The 16,543-nt window shown below is 66.1% G+C and carries 14 protein-coding genes; 11 read left to right on the top strand and 3 right to left on the bottom strand.

From position 1 onward, the window contains the following. The 6 genes from AC5RWT_RS25915 to AC5RWT_RS25890 all read left to right on the top strand — a co-directional run. On the top strand, nt 1-495 hold a 495-nt coding region (locus AC5RWT_RS25915; RefSeq protein ID WP_494082689.1), incomplete at its 5' end, for an HNH endonuclease. 109 nt (nt 496-604) lie between these two features. Next, nucleotides 605-1,282 carry a DedA family protein gene (locus tag AC5RWT_RS25910; protein ID WP_494082691.1) on the top strand — a complete coding sequence of 226 codons (678 nt, stop codon included), beginning with the start codon at nt 605-607 and terminating at the stop codon, nt 1,280-1,282. A gap of 549 nt (nt 1,283-1,831) precedes the next feature. Beyond that, entirely contained in the window at nt 1,832-2,221 is a 390-nt protein-coding gene (locus tag AC5RWT_RS25905) for a GntR family transcriptional regulator (protein ID WP_494082688.1), read from the top strand. Beyond that, nucleotides 2,218-3,147 carry an ABC transporter ATP-binding protein gene (locus AC5RWT_RS25900; protein WP_494082687.1) on the top strand — a complete coding sequence of 310 codons (930 nt, stop codon included), beginning with the start codon at nt 2,218-2,220 and terminating at the stop codon, nt 3,145-3,147. The genes AC5RWT_RS25905 and AC5RWT_RS25900 overlap by 4 nt, the downstream gene beginning before the upstream one ends. Continuing rightward, nucleotides 3,144-3,833 carry a hypothetical protein gene (locus tag AC5RWT_RS25895; RefSeq protein WP_494082686.1) on the top strand — a complete coding sequence of 230 codons (690 nt, stop codon included), beginning with the start codon at nt 3,144-3,146 and terminating at the stop codon, nt 3,831-3,833. The genes AC5RWT_RS25900 and AC5RWT_RS25895 overlap by 4 nt, the downstream gene beginning before the upstream one ends. A gap of 111 nt (nt 3,834-3,944) precedes the next feature. Further along, nucleotides 3,945-4,961, top strand: coding sequence for a 3'-5' exonuclease (locus tag AC5RWT_RS25890; protein WP_494082685.1), 1,017 nt, complete (start codon nt 3,945-3,947; stop codon nt 4,959-4,961). A 124-nt stretch (nt 4,962-5,085) separates the two neighbouring features. Here AC5RWT_RS25890 and AC5RWT_RS25885 read toward each other — a convergent pair whose 3' ends face one another. Together AC5RWT_RS25885 and AC5RWT_RS25880 are read right to left on the bottom strand one after the other, a co-directional pair. After that, on the bottom strand, nt 5,086-6,012 hold the full coding sequence (locus AC5RWT_RS25885) for an SDR family NAD(P)-dependent oxidoreductase (RefSeq protein WP_494082684.1): 927 nt from the start codon (nt 6,010-6,012) through the stop codon (nt 5,086-5,088). A 4-nt stretch (nt 6,013-6,016) separates the two neighbouring features. Further along, complete coding sequence (locus AC5RWT_RS25880) at nt 6,017-7,060, bottom strand: ADP-ribosylglycohydrolase family protein (protein WP_494082690.1); 1,044 nt, start codon at nt 7,058-7,060, stop codon at nt 6,017-6,019. A gap of 298 nt (nt 7,061-7,358) precedes the next feature. On the opposite strand from AC5RWT_RS25880, the gene AC5RWT_RS25875 reads away from it, so the two are divergent. The 4 genes from AC5RWT_RS25875 to AC5RWT_RS25860 all read left to right on the top strand — a co-directional run bounded on the left by AC5RWT_RS25875 (nt 7,359) and on the right by AC5RWT_RS25860 (nt 14,080). After that, on the top strand, nt 7,359-8,393 hold the full coding sequence (locus tag AC5RWT_RS25875) for an MIP/aquaporin family protein (protein WP_494082683.1): 1,035 nt from the start codon (nt 7,359-7,361) through the stop codon (nt 8,391-8,393). A 92-nt stretch (nt 8,394-8,485) separates the two neighbouring features. Then, complete coding sequence (locus AC5RWT_RS25870; protein WP_494082682.1) at nt 8,486-9,658, top strand: exonuclease SbcCD subunit D; 1,173 nt, start codon at nt 8,486-8,488, stop codon at nt 9,656-9,658. After that, nucleotides 9,655-12,693 carry an AAA family ATPase gene (locus AC5RWT_RS25865; protein WP_494082681.1) on the top strand — a complete coding sequence of 1,013 codons (3,039 nt, stop codon included), beginning with the start codon at nt 9,655-9,657 and terminating at the stop codon, nt 12,691-12,693. The genes AC5RWT_RS25870 and AC5RWT_RS25865 overlap by 4 nt, the downstream gene beginning before the upstream one ends. A gap of 82 nt (nt 12,694-12,775) precedes the next feature. Beyond that, nucleotides 12,776-14,080: an MFS transporter gene (locus tag AC5RWT_RS25860; protein ID WP_494082680.1), complete on the top strand. Its 1,305-nt coding sequence runs from the start codon at nt 12,776-12,778 to the stop codon at nt 14,078-14,080. A gap of 6 nt (nt 14,081-14,086) precedes the next feature. Here AC5RWT_RS25860 and AC5RWT_RS25855 read toward each other — a convergent pair whose 3' ends face one another. Beyond that, nucleotides 14,087-14,800, bottom strand: coding sequence for an IclR family transcriptional regulator (locus tag AC5RWT_RS25855; protein WP_494082679.1), 714 nt, complete (start codon nt 14,798-14,800; stop codon nt 14,087-14,089). A gap of 325 nt (nt 14,801-15,125) precedes the next feature. Here AC5RWT_RS25855 and AC5RWT_RS25850 point away from each other — a divergent pair, with 325 nt between their 5' ends. After that, entirely contained in the window at nt 15,126-16,517 is a 1,392-nt protein-coding gene (locus AC5RWT_RS25850) for an MFS transporter (RefSeq protein ID WP_494082678.1), read from the top strand. The last annotated feature ends 26 nt before the right edge of the window (nt 16,518-16,543 follow it).

The following is a 16,543-nucleotide window of genomic DNA, read 5'->3' as shown; positions in this document are numbered from 1 at the left end:
CGCGACGCGTACTGCCGCAGGCCGTGGTGCGACGCCCCGATCCGGCATATCGACCACGTCGTTGCCTGGTCCGCGGGCGGCCGGACCACGCTCGCCAACGGCGAGGGACTGTGCGAGAACTGCAACCAGTCCAAGGAAGCCGAAGGCTGGTTTAGCCGCACCCTCGACGGCCCAGCCCACATTGTGGAGACCACGACTCCCACCGGACACGTCTACCCCTCAACCCCACCGCCTCTGCCCGGCAGCACGCCGCCTCTGCCCGGCAGCACGCCGCCCCTGCCCGGCAGCACGCCGCCCCTGCCCGGCAGCACGCCGCCCCTGCCCGGCAGCACGCCGCCCCTGCCCGGCACACGCGTTGCCGACGATGCCCGTAGCCCGGAACTCAAGGTTGAGAGCACTGCGGTCGCAGAGGACAAGAAGTCGGCCAGGCGCTGTCGACGTGCACGATTGGTGCGTCGTGGCAGTCCGCCCCCAGCGAAAGCTGATCGGCGCTAGGCCGGTTCCTGTCGGCGGACCAGTGGGCCGCCCCACCACTTCCAGGCGTGGACCGCCGGCCTCGGTTCGGTCTAAGGAGCGCGGTAAGGCAGACTTGTAGGCGATGAGCATGATGATCCCTTCCTTGATGTCCGGCCAGGTCCCCACGCAGTCCTCAGGCGACACCAGCGCACTCACTGGCGTTGCCGATTGGGCCGTAAACCTCATGGAAGGCATCGGGGCACCGGGTGCTGGCCTGGCAATCGCCTTGGAGAACTTGTTCCCGCCACTGCCGAGTGAAGTAGTTCTGCCACTGGCAGGATTCACCGCCAGCCGCGGCAGCTTCACCCTCGTCGAGGCGCTCGTCTGGACCACGCTGGGCTCGATCGTCGGGGCGTGGGTGCTCTACGGCCTGGGAGCCTGGCTGGGCCGAAACCGGATGCGTGCCATCGCCGACAAGCTTCCGCTGATCGACTTGGAAGACGTGGACAAGGTGGAAGCCTGGTTCAGCCGCCACGGCTACAAGGCCGTGTTCTTTGGCCGCATGATCCCGATCTTTCGCAGTCTGATCTCTATTCCCGCGGGCGTTGAGCGCATGCCCGTGAGCAAGTTCCTCTTGCTGACCACCGCTGGGAGCCTGATCTGGAACAGCATTTTTGTGCTGGCCGGCTTCTATCTAGGGGAGAACTGGCACGTCGTGGAAGAGTACGCGAACGTATTCCAGAAGATCGTCATAGGGGTCGTAGCCGTTGCCGTTCTGTACTGGCTCACCACCAGGATCCGAAAAATCAGAGACCGGCGAAGCTAACACCAGCCAACGTTGAGCGGCTAAGGCCCCTTCCTTCCACAGCGTCGATGCCGCAGTGCCGATGCCGCAGTGCAGCGCGTGCGTTCGTGCAGAGCTGTTGTACCCGCCGCTCACCGTGCAACGGCTGAGAGTGGCTGCGTCAGGCTAATGGACCTCCGCGGCCCAGCGCTAAGCCTCCAGCACACGGCTCCGCAACTTCTTCCCCCTGCCGGCCCCGGCGCTCCCACTTGGTAAACGCGTGTCCGGGCACGCTTCCCACGAGGTCCCGCAGTAGGTCACCCTAGCTGAGCCTCCGTGGCAGCGGGTTGCTTTTAGCTGCAGGGCGGGGGTGAGGAAATCCGTGCCCTGCCCGGCCGCATATTCCGGCAGTTCGCCTGACCTCATTCGCGCATTATCCTGTTGCTCCTCGCGGCCCACGGCGGCCTGGGAGCGGTGGATCGGGAAATCTTCATCACTTTGCTTGACAATGACGTTCTCGGTTGTATGGTTACTTACATCAGTAATTAACCCCTTAACCGAACGACGGTAAGGGCTGAGGAAGGAGCGGCTGTGATCGACGATTCAAAGCCGATCTTCCTGCAGATTGCGGAACTCATTGAGAACGACATCGTGGACGGAACACTGGCAGAAGAAAGCCAGGTGCCCTCTACCAACGAGTTCGCCGCGTTCTACCGGATCAATCCCGCCACCGCAGCCAAAGGCGTTAACCGCTTGGTGGATGACGGAATTTTGTACAAAAAGAGGGGCATCGGCATGTTCGTAGCAGCCGGAGCCCGTTCCCGCCTGATGGCCCGGCGGCGGGATGTCTTCTACCGAGAGTTCGTCCAACCGATGACGCGGGAGGCACGAAAACTGGGCATCAGCACTGAACAACTGACCGAAATGCTCGTTCGCACCGAGTCCACCAGCGACATGACAGAGGGAAACGTGGCCCCATGACCAACCAGAAAACCCCGGCCGCTATCGAACTGCGGGGGGTGACCAAGACCTACCGTGACGCCACGGCGCTGGACAATGTCGATCTGCGCTTGGAAGGCAACCGGATCTACGGGCTGTTGGGCAGAAACGGTGCCGGCAAGACCACCCTCATGTCGGTGCTCACCGGCCAGGGCTTCCAGAGCAGCGGTGAAGCGTTGGTCTTCGGTCAACATCCTTATGAGAACGACGGCGTGCTGTCGCGAATCTGCTTCATCCGCGAGTCACAGAGGTATCCCGAGGTTTTCAACGCCCGCGAGGCTTTCAAATCCGCGGCGCTGTTTTTCAAGCACTGGGACCAGGCTTTCGCTGACCGGCTGGTCGAGGATTTCCAGCTGCCGCTCAAGCGGCGGATCAAGAAGCTCTCCCGCGGGCAGCTCTCCGCCGTCGGAGTGATCATCGGGCTGGCGTCCCGTGCGGAGATAACATTCTTCGACGAACCGTATCTCGGGCTCGACGCCGTGGCCCGGCACATCTTCTACGACCGGCTGGTCGAGGACTTCGCCAAGCACCCGCGGACCATCATCCTTTCCTCGCACTTGATCGACGAGGTGGCGAACCTGCTGGAGCACGTGGTGCTGATTGACCGCGGCCGGATCATTTTAAACGACGACGCCGAATCGATCCGCGGCACAGCCTTCACGGTAGCCGGCAGCGCCGGAGCAGTTCAGTCCTTCGCCGCCGGACGCCAGGTCCTGCACCGTGAATCGCTGGGCTCACTCGCTTCCTGGACTGTCGAAGGCCTGTTGACGGATACAGAACGTACCGAAGCAGCCGAACGTGGTCTGGAGCTGGCCCCGGTGTCGCTCCAGCAATTGGTGGTCCGCAAGACCACGGCAGCAACTGATGCCGTCGTTTACGCTGACTCCGGACTGGAGGTCCTGAAATGAACCGCGTCATCAATGTAGCGCGCATGCAGTTGATCAATAAGTGGACCTTCCTGGGCATCCCCGCGGTGATCATGCTGTCGTCGTTCCTGATTACCCTGGCCGTGTGGGCGATGCTCCCGGCCAGCGGCAATACGCTTTACTCCGGGGCTTCGCAGGCGGTGATGTGGTACTTTCTGGCGCTGGGCATCCAATCGCTGACCTTGACGTTCCCCTTCTCGCAGGCGATGAGCGTCAGCCGCCGCACTTTCTACATCGGCACCGTCGGTCTGTTCGCCGTCGTCGCGCTCGCCGTGAGCATCCTTTACTATGTGCTCGGCCTGCTGGAAGTTGCGACCAACGGCTGGGGATTCAACGGGCGGCTGTATGCCCCCGGCTGGATTGCGGAGAGCCATGCGGTGGTACAGATCCTGTTCTACTTCATCGTCATGGTGGCGCTGTTCATGATTGGTTTCTGGTTTGCCACGATCTATAAGCGCTGGCAGGCAACCGGGATGTTGATCACATGGATCGCGATCGCCGTCGTCCTGATCGGTCTGCTTGGCCTCACCAGCTGGCAGGGCTGGTGGGCTGCCGTCGGCCAGTGGTTCGTGGCGCAGACGCCGCTAAGTGCCTCAGGCTGGGTCGCGCTGTTCTGCGCGGTTCTGGCCGCCGGGTCCTATGCAACGCTGCGCCGCGCCACGCCCTGATCCAACTCCGGCCCGCCTGCAGGACAGCGGCTCCCAATGCTCGTTCCGGGGGCCGCTGCCCTGCGTGTTGGTGGCGCAGAACTGTCCGTGCCGTCACTTAGGGTTGAACGCGTGGCAGTTGACTTCACGGCGATCGATTTCGAGACGGCAAACGGTTTTAGGGGCTCACCATGCTCCGTCGGATTGAGTAAAGTCCGTGACGGACGGATTGTCGAGGAAGCGTCATGGCTGATGCGCCCGCCCGAAGGCTTCGACCACTTCGATCCGCGCAACGTTCAGATCCACGGCATCACCGCGGGCATGGTGGCCGGGAAGCCCCGGTTCGGTGAGCTGTTCGCCGAGCTGGCGGGATTCATCGGCTCCGATGTGCTGGTCGCCCACAATGCGGCCTTCGACATGGGCGTGATCCGATCCGCCCTGGAAGTCTCGGAACTGTCCGGCCCGGCGTACGACTACGCCTGCACGGTCATCCTGTCGCGGCGGAACTACTCGCTGGTGTCGTATTCACTGCCGTTCGTGGCAGAAGCAGCCGGGGTGCAGTTGGATAACCATCACGACGCCGTGGCTGACGCGCGCGCCTGCGCCGGCATCATGATCGATATTGCCGGCCGCAATTCGGCCGGCAGCATTCCGGACCTCTTGACCGCGATGCAGCTGCGCACGTCGCGTCTTGACGCCTATATCCACGGCAGCGCAGCTGTCTCAAAACCCACCCGGACCGCGCTGGAGCGGCAGGCGCTGGGGGCGGCCGGGGGAGCGACGCCGTCGTCCGCCTGGACCTACTGGCCGGACGAGGGCAACAACCCCGAGCCCAACAACGATGCCGACGATTCGCACCCGCTGTACGGCCAGACTGTGGTCTTCACCGGAAATCTTGGCCTGTCGCGCCAAGAGGCGAAGAACCGCGCGGCAGAGCTGGGCGCCCGGCCGGCCAGCAACGTCACCCGGAAGACCACCGTGCTCGTCGTCGGGGACGGATTCGTCGCTTCCGACCTCAAGAGCGGCCGCGTCACGGCCAAGGCGCACAAGGTGCTGCAGCTGCACAGCAGGGGCCAGCAGATCGAGGTGTTGTCCGAGGGCGAGTTTCTGCAGATGCTGGGCGGTCGCTGGCCGGCACACAGCGCCTGACCACACCGGCCCGCACCCTGCGGCTGCCCGGCCCAATACGTGCAGGCTCCGACCGGCCCCGCGCGGGCTCAGGCATCAGCAGCGCCGGTCGTCGCACGGCGCCAGTCTTCGCACGGCACGGGCATCAGGGCTGCAAACTTACCCCGGTGAGGTCCTCGGAGAGGTCGATCAGCCGGGAGGCGGCGTTGCGCTCAAGGGCATGGCGCTGCGGCGTCACCACAGCAGGGCGGCCGGTCAGCTGGAACCATCCGTCGGGACCCCAGTAGTCGCCGTTGCGCACTTCGTCGCCGGCGGCCGCGTGCACCAGCGGATGAGCACCTGCATCCTTGCCCTGCGCCACCAAGCTGAAGAGCAGGCGCTGCCAACCGCTGGCCGGACGCGAGAGCTGCAGGCCTGGCCTATCGGGCGTGAAGTACTTCCGGGCGTAGCCGGGGTGCGCTACTACTGACGACGCCGGTGAGCCGACCGCATCCAGCCGGTGTGCCAATTCGAATCCGAAGCTCATCACCGCCAATTTGGACAACGCGTAGGACCGGTAGCTGGAATACCTGGCCGGAACAGCTGCCCGGCCGAAATCCGGGCGGACCCAGCGGTGGCTGATGCTGCCTACATGAACCACGCGGCCGTGGCTGCGGCGGAGCGCGGGCATCAGCCGGGCGATGAGCGCGAAGTGGCCAAGATGGTTGGTCCCGAACTGCAGTTCGAAGCCGTCGGCGGTGAACTGCAGCTCCTTGGAACCGAGCACTCCGGCGTTGGCCAGCAGGGCATCGATCCGCTCCAGCCCGGCCAGTTCCTCGGCGGCTTGCCGGACGGAGGCCAGACTGGCCAGATCCAGCTGCTGGAAGTGCACGTCTGCACCGGGCACCGTGCGCCGGACAGCGTCCATGGCCCGCCGGGCACGTGACTCGTCACGGGCGGCCAGAACCACCCTGGCTCCGGCTGCAGCCAGCTGCTCACTGGCGAAGTAGCCGAGCCCGGCGCTGGCACCGGTCACGACGATCGTCTTGCCGTCCTGACGTCCCAGCGCCTCCACAGTCCGGTCCTGGCGCATGGGCTCAGCCCTGCGTTTGCGCCAGGAAGCGCTCGGCCATGCCAAGGACGACCTCGGACCCCTCCAGCTCGGCCAGCCACGCGGCGGGCAGTGCGGCTTCGCCGTAGTGGGCGCCCAAAAGATTTCCGGCAAGGCTCCCGGTCGAGTCGCTGTCGCCGTCGTGATTGATGGCCACGGCGACGGCCCGGCGGAAGTGGTCCTCCGGCGTCGCACTGTCCGCAGTGGCCAAGACCGCGTACAGGGCAATGGCAAGGGCCTCGTCAGCCATCCGGCCCTCGCCCAGCGCGGCGGTCAGTGCTGCCGGACCCGCCGGACCGTGGGCTGAGAGCTCGATGGCGGTGCGAAGCCGCCCGGCCAGCTCCGCGGTGGCGGGATCCTGCTCGGCCCGGGCCAAAATGGCCACTGCAGCGCCGGGCAGCGTGGCCTGTTCATGCACCAGTAGCCGGACCAAGGTCGCGAATGTTGCCGCACTCTGATGCGCCAGGGGATGACCGTGGGTGAGCGCCGATCCGTCCGTGGCCAGCCGTTGGACAGTCTGGTCGTCGACGAACGGCAATAGTCCGAAGGGAGCAGCCCGCACCACTGTGCCGCAGCCCTTCGAATCCGGGTTGACCGGGCGGGCGCGGGTACCCATCTCGCCGGTGGCCAATCCCGACAGGCAGGCGTCGCCGGGCGCGCGGCGGGCGTGCATCACCGTTTGGGCATCGATCCAGCGCGGCTGCGGTACGGGCGCGCTGTCCGGAAAGCGGCCTTCCTGCGTGGCGTACCAGCGAAGGTAGGCGAGCCACAGGCAGGCGGCTTCGTCTGCGGCCGTGCCGGCATTGGCCCACTCGAGCGCCTCGGTGAGACCGTCGAGGGTATAGAGCGTCAGCTGCGTGTCATCAGTGAAATGGCCGGGCTCCGGCAACTGGGTGAAGTCGCGCAGCCCGTCCGCTCCGTAACGCGCCGCCATCGCGTCAAAGGACTCGCATTGAACGACGGCCCCCAACTGGTCAGCCAGGGCACCGCCCAGCAGGCAGCCGCGCACGCGCGACGCGAAATCCGGCACGACGTACGCAGTCGTTTCCGGTTCGGTGGCTGGCGGCGGCGCGACGGTGCCGGGCGGGGTCGCGACGCTTTTGGGCGGGGGCGGCGGGCTGCCTGCGCCTTTGCGCGCGTCGGCGGACCGGGAAGCGGGGGGCGGGGCATCGGTAGTCACGACTACCAGCTTAGGCGGGCCGGCGGATATCCTGCCCGGCTCCGCCTCCGCGGAAGCATTCAGCCTTCTCCCAGACCGCGGTGCCAGAGTGGAGTAGTTTTGAGTGAACCGCCGGCGACTCGCTGGCCCAGGCAGAAGGACACTATTCATGGCAGCAGCCCACCCGGCGGCAGCGGCTTCGGCCGTCCCCGCCGCACCACCGCGGCTCGGCGAAGGACACAGCTACTCGGCCCGTATCGGCGCCGAGGTGGCAGGTTCGTTCCTGCTGTTTTTCGGTGCGCTGGGAATCGGCTTGTTCAATCCGCAGGGTGCTTTCGGCGTTCCCCTCGGCTTCGGTCTGGCGTTGATTGCCGGCATGCTCGCCTTCGGCCACATCTCCGGAGGCCACTTCAACCCGGCCATCACGCTGGGCAGCGCGCTCGCAGGCCGCACCTCCTGGAAGTCGGTGCTTCCCTACGTCCTGGCGCAACTCGTCGGGACCTCGCTGGCCGCCGTGGTGCTTTGGGTGATCATGGGCAGCCATCCGGTCGGTGCTCAATCGGCCAAAGTGTTCACGTCCATCGCCAACGGCTACGCCGCGGGCGACGAGTTGGGCTTCTCGATGGCCGGCGTGTTCCTGGCCGAAACCATCGCCACCGGGCTGCTGGTGGCCGTCTACCTCGGCGCAACCTCGTCCCGTGACCGGCTCCGCAGTGCCCCGTATGCGGTAGGCCTGGCCTTCGCTGTGCTGACGGCCGTGATGCTGCCGATCTCCAACGCAGGGCTGAACCCGGCCCGCTCTACCGCCGCGGTGTACTTCTCTGACGGCAGCCCCCTGGGCGAACTGTGGCTCTTCTGGGTAGCGCCCCTGCTCGGTGCCGTGATCGCAGGGCTGCTCTACCGCAGTGCTGAACTGGTTCCCGGCTCGCGCAAGGCGGCGGCGGCAACTGACGACGGCGATGCTCCGGCGGCGCCTTCCACCGGACCTGTGGAGGGGGAGACCACCACAACCGGAGGTGCGGTTGCCGGCACTGCCGTTGCCGGCGGAGCGGGATCCGCCGCCGCCGTGCCTGGCGGACGTAAAGATTTCAACGCCGCGGCGCCGGGCCGGGCGGACGAGCCGGCCGCCGCGGACGACGACGGTGCCGCAGAAGCCCGCGACTTCTTCGACCGCAAACCCAACCTGGACGCGGGCGGCGAATAACCACAAGCCGGTAATGCAACGGCACGCCTCGATTTCGGGGCGTGCCGTTGTGCTTGTCCGAAACTGTCCTAACCGCCGGTTAGTTTGGAAATATGAGGTTATTGCACACGTCGGACTGGCACCTGGGCCGTTCCTTCCACGGCGTCGGGATGTTGCAGGCGCAGCACGCATTCGTCGACCAGCTCCTGCAAACAGTCCGTGACGAGCGCATCGACGTGGTGCTCATTGCCGGCGATGTGTACGACCGTGCCCTTCCCGGTGTCGACGTCGTCAACCTCTTCTCCGACGCGTTGTCGCGCATCCGGGAAGCCGGAGCCACCATCATCCTGACCAGCGGAAACCACGATTCGGCGACCCGGTTGGGTTTCGGTTCCGGCATCCTGGCGCACGGCGGTGTCCACATCCGCACCAGGCTGGACCAGCTCGCGGAGCCGGTGGAACTGAGGCTGGACGGTGCCACACTGGCCGTCTACGGCATCCCGTATCTTGAACCGCGGTTGTGCGCCGAGGAACTGGGCGCTCCGGCTCCCAGCCACACCGCCGTCACACGGTCGGCATTGGAGCGCGTCCGTGCCGATCTGGACCAGCGAAGGCAGAAGCGGGGGGAAAGTGGCGCGCTCCATTCGCTGGTCATGGCGCATACGTTCGCCAGCGGCGGCATCACCTCGGACAGCGAACGGGACTTGAGTATCGGGGGAGTGGGAGCAGTGCCGCTGGACCTCTTCGACGGAATCGACTATGTGGCCCTCGGGCACTTGCATGGGCGCCAGAAGTTGAGCGAAACGGTGCGCTATTCGGGTTCACCCCTGCCATATTCTTTCTCCGAGGCCGGACACGACAAGGGCGGCATCATTCTCGAATTCACAGCCGGGGGACTCACTTCAGTGGAAAACGTCAGCTGGCCGTCCCCGCGGAAGCTCGCCGTGCTCAAGGGGACCATGCAGGACCTTTTGGAATCGGCGGACCACGCCTGGGCCGAGGAGGCCTATTGCCAAATCACCGTCACGGACGATGAGCGGCCGCTGAAGGCGATGGAACGGCTGCGCGAACGTTTTCCGGACACACTGGTGCTCAGCTTTGAACCCGCCTCCGGTCCGCGGCGGAACACCATGAGCTACAGCCAGCGCATCGCCAAGGCCCAAGACGAGCTGGAGGTTTGCTGCGGGTTCCTCGACCATGTGCGCTCCCGGCCGGCCGGCGACGCCGAACGTGAAGTGCTGGCGGACGCGCTGGAGGCAGTGCAGGCAGCGGAGGTATCGGCATGAGAATCCATCGGCTGGAAATACAGGCCTTCGGGCCTTTTGCCGCCCGGGAAACCATCGACTTCGACGAGCTAAGTTCCCAGGGGTTGTTCCTCCTCAACGGGCCGACCGGTGCCGGCAAAACCAGCATCCTGGACGCCATCTGCTTTGCGCTTTACGGGTCCGTGCCCGGCACACGCCAGCAGGGCAAGCGGCTGCGCAGCGACCACGCTGAACCCGAGACGGAGCCTGAAGTCGTGTGTGAGTTCTCCGCTCGCGGCCGCCGGTTCGAAGTGACCCGAAACCCGCAGTGGGAGCGCCCGTCGTCCCGGGCACGGTCGGGGTCCGTGACGCAGCAGGCGCACACGCTGTTGCGCGAGAAGATCGACGGCACGTGGGTTCAGAAGAGCGGCCGCAACGACGAGGCCGCCGCGGAACTGCTCGCCGTCCTGGGCATGAGCCTGGAACAGTTCACCAAAGTAGTGCTGCTGCCGCAAGGCGACTTCGCGGCGTTCCTGCGCGCCGATGCCAAGGAACGCCGGCCGTTGCTCCAGCGCCTCTTCGCGACTGACCGCTACGAAGCCGTGGAGCAAACCCTTGCCGACGAGGCAGCCAAAGCGCGCGCGGCCTACCAAGCCTCAGTCACCGGGTCGGACCAGCTTCTGGCGCGGGCAACGGAGGAAGCGTCACGGCACCTCGCGGTGGAGGATCTGCCGGATAAGACCATGCCCGCCGCTGACCTGCTCGCCCAATTTGAGGCCTCGATCGCCTCGGCGGCCGCCTCGGTGCAGGACTTGGCCACGCGAGGGCAGGACGAACTGGCCCGGCTGCGGGCGGCAGTGGACAGGCGCGAGCGGGCGTTGGCCGACCAGGCGGAGTTGACGGCGCTGGAGAAACTCGCTGCGGAGCACCGCCAGGCGGCCGACGATCATGCCGCGCTGACCGAAACGCTGGCCTCGCACCGATCGGCGGAGCTGCTGGCCTCGCCAATCCGCCACCGCGATCAGGCCGCGCTGGCGGTGGAACGTGCCGCGAAGGAATTCCTGTACCGGATCGACGCGGCAGAGGCGCATCCGCTCTATCCGGGGTTCGTCGCTTCCCGCCCGGAACCCGACAGCGCGGGACAGTCGCTGCTTGAGGAGGCAGCAGAGCAGCTCTCCGCCGAAATTGGACGGATCCGGGCCCTGCTTCCGGAAGAACAACGGCTGCAGGCGGCCACTGGCGAAGTGCAGCGTTTGGAACAACACGCGGGCCGGCTGGCGCGGGACCTCGGCGCTGCCGCCAGCACGCAGGAAAAGCTGGCGGCAGCCGGCCGCGAGTTGCGGGATGAACTGGCCGGGCTTGCGGCGTCCCCGGACGACGTCGGGCTGCTCACTGAGCGGCTGGAGCAGGCAGTGCAGGTCCGGGACGCGGTTGCCGAGCACGACGCGTGCCTGGCCAAGACCGAAAGTGCGCGCCGGAACCGCGATGCAGCGCATAGCCGGCAGCTGCAGCTCAAAGAAGCCTGGTTGTTGCTCCTGGAACAGCGCCTGGACCAGGCCGCAGCCGAGCTCGCAGCCAACCTCGCCGAGGGCGACCCCTGCCCGGTGTGCGGCGGCACAGAGCATCCGCAGCCTGCGGCGACCGCCGGCGGACAGTTGGTCACCCGCGAGCAGGAAACTGCCGCTCGGAAGGACTACGCTGCCGCAGAAGCCAGCTATTCCGAGGCCCGCGAAGCTTTGTCGAATCTGGAACAGGAACTCTCCGCCTTGGCCTCCCGCGGCGGGGCGACGGATGCGGCCGAAGCTGCGGAAGCCGTCGCAGCCGCTCATGCCCGTGTGGAGGAGGCCATCGCGGTGAGGGCCCGGCGGACGGAACTGCAGGAACGCGCCGCCGCCACTGCCCGGGAGGTCGAGGAGGTCGGGCAGGAATTGTCGGCTCTCGCCGTGGCCAAGGCCTCCGCTGACGCGGACCTTAAGGCTGGCAGGGAACGCGTGCACGAACTCGAGCAGAAGCTGCGCGAGGCACTCCCGGACGGAGGCAGCCTGCACGAACACGCAGCCGCGCTTTCCAGCCTCGACCAACTCCTGGCCGATGCGTTGGACGTCCTGGGACAGCACCGCCATTGCGGGAATACCTTGGAACAGGCCGAAACCGCCCTTGCCTCGGCGATCGGGCAATCCAGCTTCGCCAGCGAAGACGAGGTCCGGGTGTCGTTGCTAGCGCCTGCACAACTTCAGGAACTGCAGCGGCGCCACACTGCCTACACCGAGGCAGGCCAGAGGCTTCACGTACTGGAGTCCTCCGACGCCGTGATCCGGGCCCGCCAGGCCCTCGTCAACGGAGAGACCCTTCCGGAGCCCGAAGAACTGGAGGCCGCGCGCCACGAAGTTGCCCGTGTGGATCGCCTGGTGCGGGAACACCACGTGCGGCACGGCGTGCTCAAGGCATCACAGGAACAACTTGCCGCCTACCGGCGGCGTTTCGACGAGGAACAGGCCCGCTTGCGGCCGGTCGCCGCACGGCATGAACTCCTGCAGTCCGTGGCTGACACTGTCAGGGGGCTGGGCGAAAACGATCGGAAAATGACGCTCACCACGTACGTGTTGGCCGCACGGCTGGAACAAATTGCGGCAGCAGCGTCCGAGCGCCTCATTGCGATGACTGACGGGCGCTACGCTCTGGTCCACGACGATTCCAAGGCCGGCAACAAGAAGTCGGGCCTTGGCCTGCATGTCAGCGACGAATGGACGGGACAACGGCGGGACACCGCCACCCTCTCCGGCGGCGAATCGTTCATGGCCTCGCTCGCCCTGGCGCTGGGCTTGGCCGATGTGGTCCAGGCAGAAGCCGGCGGGGTGGACATCGAAACCCTTTTTGTTGATGAGGGGTTCGGAAGCCTTGACGAGCAGGCTTTGGAGCAGGTCATGGATGCGCTTGAAGGACTCCGCGACGGCGGCCGGGTGATCGGGCTGGTCAGCCACGTGGCGGACATGAAGCAGCGCATTGGCGCCCAGCTGCAAGTCACCAAGGGCCGTCAAGGTTCCACCGTCCGCACCGTGCTCACCGGCGCCGCCTGACCGCCGGTATGATGGTGGTGTTATCCGGGTTGTGCGCATCGGGAGGCGGGACGATGCGCGGTCCGAACCAACGGAAAAAACGATGAACTTTTCTGATTCCGGCGCGCCCGCCACGCAGGTCTCCTCCAACGGCTCGCCTGCTGGACGCAAGACACGCAATCCCTTCGGCCGCTATGCGCGGCTGGTCCGGTTAACCGGCACCTCGTTTCTGGCGATCGGTTTCCTGGCCCGGCTGCCGCTGGCGATGCTGACGGTCGGAGCCCTGACCCTTGTCACCGTGACCACCGGGTCCTATGCCTCGGGCGGCTTCGCCGCGGGTGCCGTCGGAATCGGCTCGGCCGCTGGCGCTCCGTTGCTCGGTTATCTTGCCGACCGGACCGGGCAGCGGCCCGTGCTGCTGATCTCGGCTGCCGCACACACATGTGCCATCGCGGTGCTGCTGACGTGCGTCTACATCGGCGGCAGCGGAGCCGGAACCCTGGCCGTGCTGGCGGCCTCCTTCGCTGTCGGCGCGACCTGTCCGCAAGTCGGCCCACTGGCGCGGGTGCGCTGGATGGCGATGACCCGCGATGACAAGCCGGTGCTGGACACAGCCCTGTCCTATGAGAGCACCGCCGACGAGCTGACCTTCGTGCTGGGCCCGGCACTGGTCGGACTGCTTGCCGCGCTGATCGCGCCATGGCTGCCCTTCGTTTTGGCTGCGGTATTGACCCTCACGATGGTCACGGCGTTTGCGGTTCACCCCACCTACCGCGCGGTGATCCCTGTGACGCCCGGTTTGGTCAAGGCACACCCCAAGGCTGCTGCGGCCGCCTCGCCGGTGAAGATCAACTGGCCGCTGGTCGCCGTCCCCGTGCTGGGCATGGTGGCGATGGGCGTGTTCTTCGGCGCCACACAGAACGCCCTCAGTGCCTTCGGCGGCGCCTTCGGTGCGGCCGACGCCGCGGGTTTGCTGTACGCACTGCTGGGCCTCACCTCGGCCTTCGGCGCACTCTCCGTCGCGTACTGGCCCGCACGATGGAAGCATGCGTGGCGCTGGGTCGTATGCGCGGCCGCGATGACGGCGTTCTGCTGCCTGCTGCTGGTGCCGGGCGAAGTGCTGCCGATGATCTTCGTGCTGCTGCTGGTCGGTGTTCCCGTCGGACCGACCATGGTCACGATCTACGGCATCGGCAGCCTGGTCGCCCCGGACGAGCGGCTCGGCACGGTGATGACGCTCCTGGCCAGCGGTGTGGTCCTTGGATCCGCTCTTGGCTCGGCAGTAGCCGGTGCGCTTGCCGAAACTTCAGGCCACTCGGGCGCGTTTCTGGTCTCGATCGCCGCCGCAGCCATGCTCCTGGTGCTGGGTTTGGCTGCCGCCGCCGTTGTCCGGCGCCGACGGGGCTGAGCTGACTCAGCGCAATTCTGAGGCGATGACCGCAGCCGAACGCTTGAGCGCCTGGGCGATTTCCTGATCGGAAGTGTCAGTCCGGATGTAGACAACAGCGACCGCTGCCGGAAGCTGGTTGGGGACCGCGACCGGCACTGCGACCGACGAGACGCCGGGAATGACCTCGTCATGGCTGACGGCATAACCGGCCTCCCTGGCCAGCTGGGCCTCCGGCCGGATCGGCTGCCCGGGAGCATGTTGCTCCCACTGCTCCCGGGTCAGCGCCGACTGGATGGCGATGCCCGGTGCTCCGGCGGCAAACGAATGCCGCGTCCCCGGGCGCTGCACCAGCGCCGTCGTATGCCGCGGCTCCACCGTCAGCAGGGTGACGCAGTCGTGCTGGTCCCAGACGGCAATAAAGGCGGTCATCGAGAGGTCGTTGGCCAGCGCGGTCAGCTCGGGCAGTGCCGCCGACTGCAAGTCGCGCGAAACGCCCCGCGCCAGCGCGGCCAGTCCCGGCCCGGCCTGTACCCGGCCGGCCGAATCCCGCATCAGCAAAGAATGGTCCTCGAGTGTGCGGAGGATCCGGTAGGCGACTGAGCGGTGCACCCCCAAGGCCTCGGACAGCTCGGCGATGGTCATCGGCGACTGCGCATCAGCCAGAATCTCCAGCGCCCTAATGCCGCGCGACAGCGTCTGCGAGTGCGCGGGCGCAGGCTTCGTGGGGGTCTGGCTCATGGTCCATCCTTGGAGAGTTCTTCGGCAGGGGGATAATCGGGCGGGAACCAGACACGTCTTGTGTCGGCCCTCACAGCCATTGTTCTATATCAGGACGAAGGGTTCAACTATAGAACGCACGGGGAGCAATTACAGCGGGCTCCGTGGCCCGGTTCCCACGCCCAGCCCGGATCCGGGCGCCGCCGTCGTACGTCTTTGCATTTGGTTCCCGTCGTTATGGAATTGATACGGGTGCGCTCTGTGGGGTGCCTCACGGTCCGGTAGTATGGCTCCAGTCACATTACCGACCGTTCGGTAACCCGTTCTGTGCACCCACGGAGAAACTATGTCTACGTCAGAAGAGCCGGCAGGCAATATCAGCCCAGCAGCACGCCGAGAAGAGCGCAAGGTGCTCGCCGGCACCTTGGTTGGTACCACCATCGAGTGGTACGACTTCTTTATCTACGCCCAGGCCGCCGGTTTGGTGCTGGCCTCCCTGTACTTTGCCCCGCTGTCCCAGGAGAGCGCCGGCCTGGCGCAGATCGTTTCCTGGGCCTCGCTTGGTATCAGCTTCCTGTTCCGCCCGCTGGGCGCCATCGTCGCCGGCCACCTGGGTGACCGCCTCGGCCGGAAGATGATGCTGGTCTTCACGCTGGTGCTCATGGGCGCCGCCACCTTCCTGATCGGCGTGCTGCCGACCTACGGGGATATCGGCATCACGGCCCCGATCCTGCTGGTGTTCCTGCGCATCCTGCAGGGATTCTCGGCCGGCGGCGAATGGGGCGGTGCTGCCCTGATGTCCGTGGAGCACGCGCCGGTCAACAAGCGCGGCTTCTTCGGTGCCTACCCGCAGATCGGTGTTCCCATCGGCATGATTCTCGCCACCGGCGTGATGTGGCTGATGACCACCATCCTGAGCGAGGATGCCTTCCTTGCGTGGGGCTGGCGCGTGCCGTTCCTGTTCTCGGTCGTGCTGATCCTGGTCGGCTACTTCATCCGTCGTTCCGTGTCCGAGTCCCCGGTGTTCAAGGAGATGCAGGAACGCAAGAAGGAATCAGCCGCTCCGCTGGGCCAGCTGTTCAAGCACAACTGGAAAGAGGTCATCCTCACCGCGCTGATCTTCATTGCCAACAATGCCGCCGGCTACCTGCTGATCGCGTTCTTCGCTTCCTACGCCACCAAGCCGGCGGACGCCGGAGGCCTGGGGATGGACCGCCCGTCGGTCCTGCTGGCCACCACGCTGGCTGCGTTCGGCTGGCTGATCTTCACCATGTACGGCGGAATCCTCTCCGACAAGATCGGCCGCATCCGCACCTTCCAGATCGGCTACGTGTGGGTCCTGCTGTGGCAGATTCCCATGTTCATGCTCATCGACACCGCGAGCATTCTGCTGATGGGCATTGCGATGTTCGTGCTGACCATCGGTCTGGGCCTTTCTTACGGCCCGCAGTCGGCCCTCTACGCTGAAATGTTCCCGGCCAACGTTCGATACTCCGGCGTTTCCATCGGCTACGCCATTGGTGCCATCCTTGGCGGTGCCTTCGCGCCGCTGATCGCCGAGGTGTTGTTGGGCCGAACCGGAAGCACGATCTCCATCGGCATCTACATCATGGTGCTGTGCGTCATCTCGCTCGTGGCAGTCTCCCTGGTCAAGGAGACCAAAGGCAAGAACCTGCGCGTGGTGGAAGCACATCAGGAGTACCAGCAGCAGCACCCCGAGGCGCGCGAAAACCGCTAGGTTCGCGACAGGCACCGGGGCCACCT

The organism is Arthrobacter sp. Dra40, from assembly GCF_059091905.1.
Note: the sequence above shows the minus strand (reverse complement) of the source record. Positions and strands in the feature narration are given on the sequence as shown.

Bases quoted from the DNA above. Each gene is read 5' to 3' on its own strand.
- AC5RWT_RS25910 (WP_494082691.1), top strand. From the start codon at position 605: ATGATGATCCCTTCCTTGATGTCCGGCCAGGTCCCCACGCAGTCCTCA.
- AC5RWT_RS25900 (WP_494082687.1), top strand. From the start codon at position 2,218: ATGACCAACCAGAAAACCCCGGCCGCTATCGAACTGCGGGGGGTGACC.
- AC5RWT_RS25895 (WP_494082686.1), top strand. From the start codon at position 3,144: ATGAACCGCGTCATCAATGTAGCGCGCATGCAGTTGATCAATAAGTGG.
- AC5RWT_RS25885 (WP_494082684.1), bottom strand. From the start codon at position 6,012: ATGCGCCAGGACCGGACTGTGGAGGCGCTGGGACGTCAGGACGGCAAG.
- AC5RWT_RS25875 (WP_494082683.1), top strand. From the start codon at position 7,359: ATGGCAGCAGCCCACCCGGCGGCAGCGGCTTCGGCCGTCCCCGCCGCA.
- AC5RWT_RS25870 (WP_494082682.1), top strand. From the start codon at position 8,486: ATGAGGTTATTGCACACGTCGGACTGGCACCTGGGCCGTTCCTTCCAC.
- AC5RWT_RS25865 (WP_494082681.1), top strand. From the start codon at position 9,655: ATGAGAATCCATCGGCTGGAAATACAGGCCTTCGGGCCTTTTGCCGCC.
- AC5RWT_RS25860 (WP_494082680.1), top strand. From the start codon at position 12,776: ATGAACTTTTCTGATTCCGGCGCGCCCGCCACGCAGGTCTCCTCCAAC.
- AC5RWT_RS25855 (WP_494082679.1), bottom strand. From the start codon at position 14,800: ATGAGCCAGACCCCCACGAAGCCTGCGCCCGCGCACTCGCAGACGCTG.
- AC5RWT_RS25850 (WP_494082678.1), top strand. From the start codon at position 15,126: ATGTCTACGTCAGAAGAGCCGGCAGGCAATATCAGCCCAGCAGCACGC.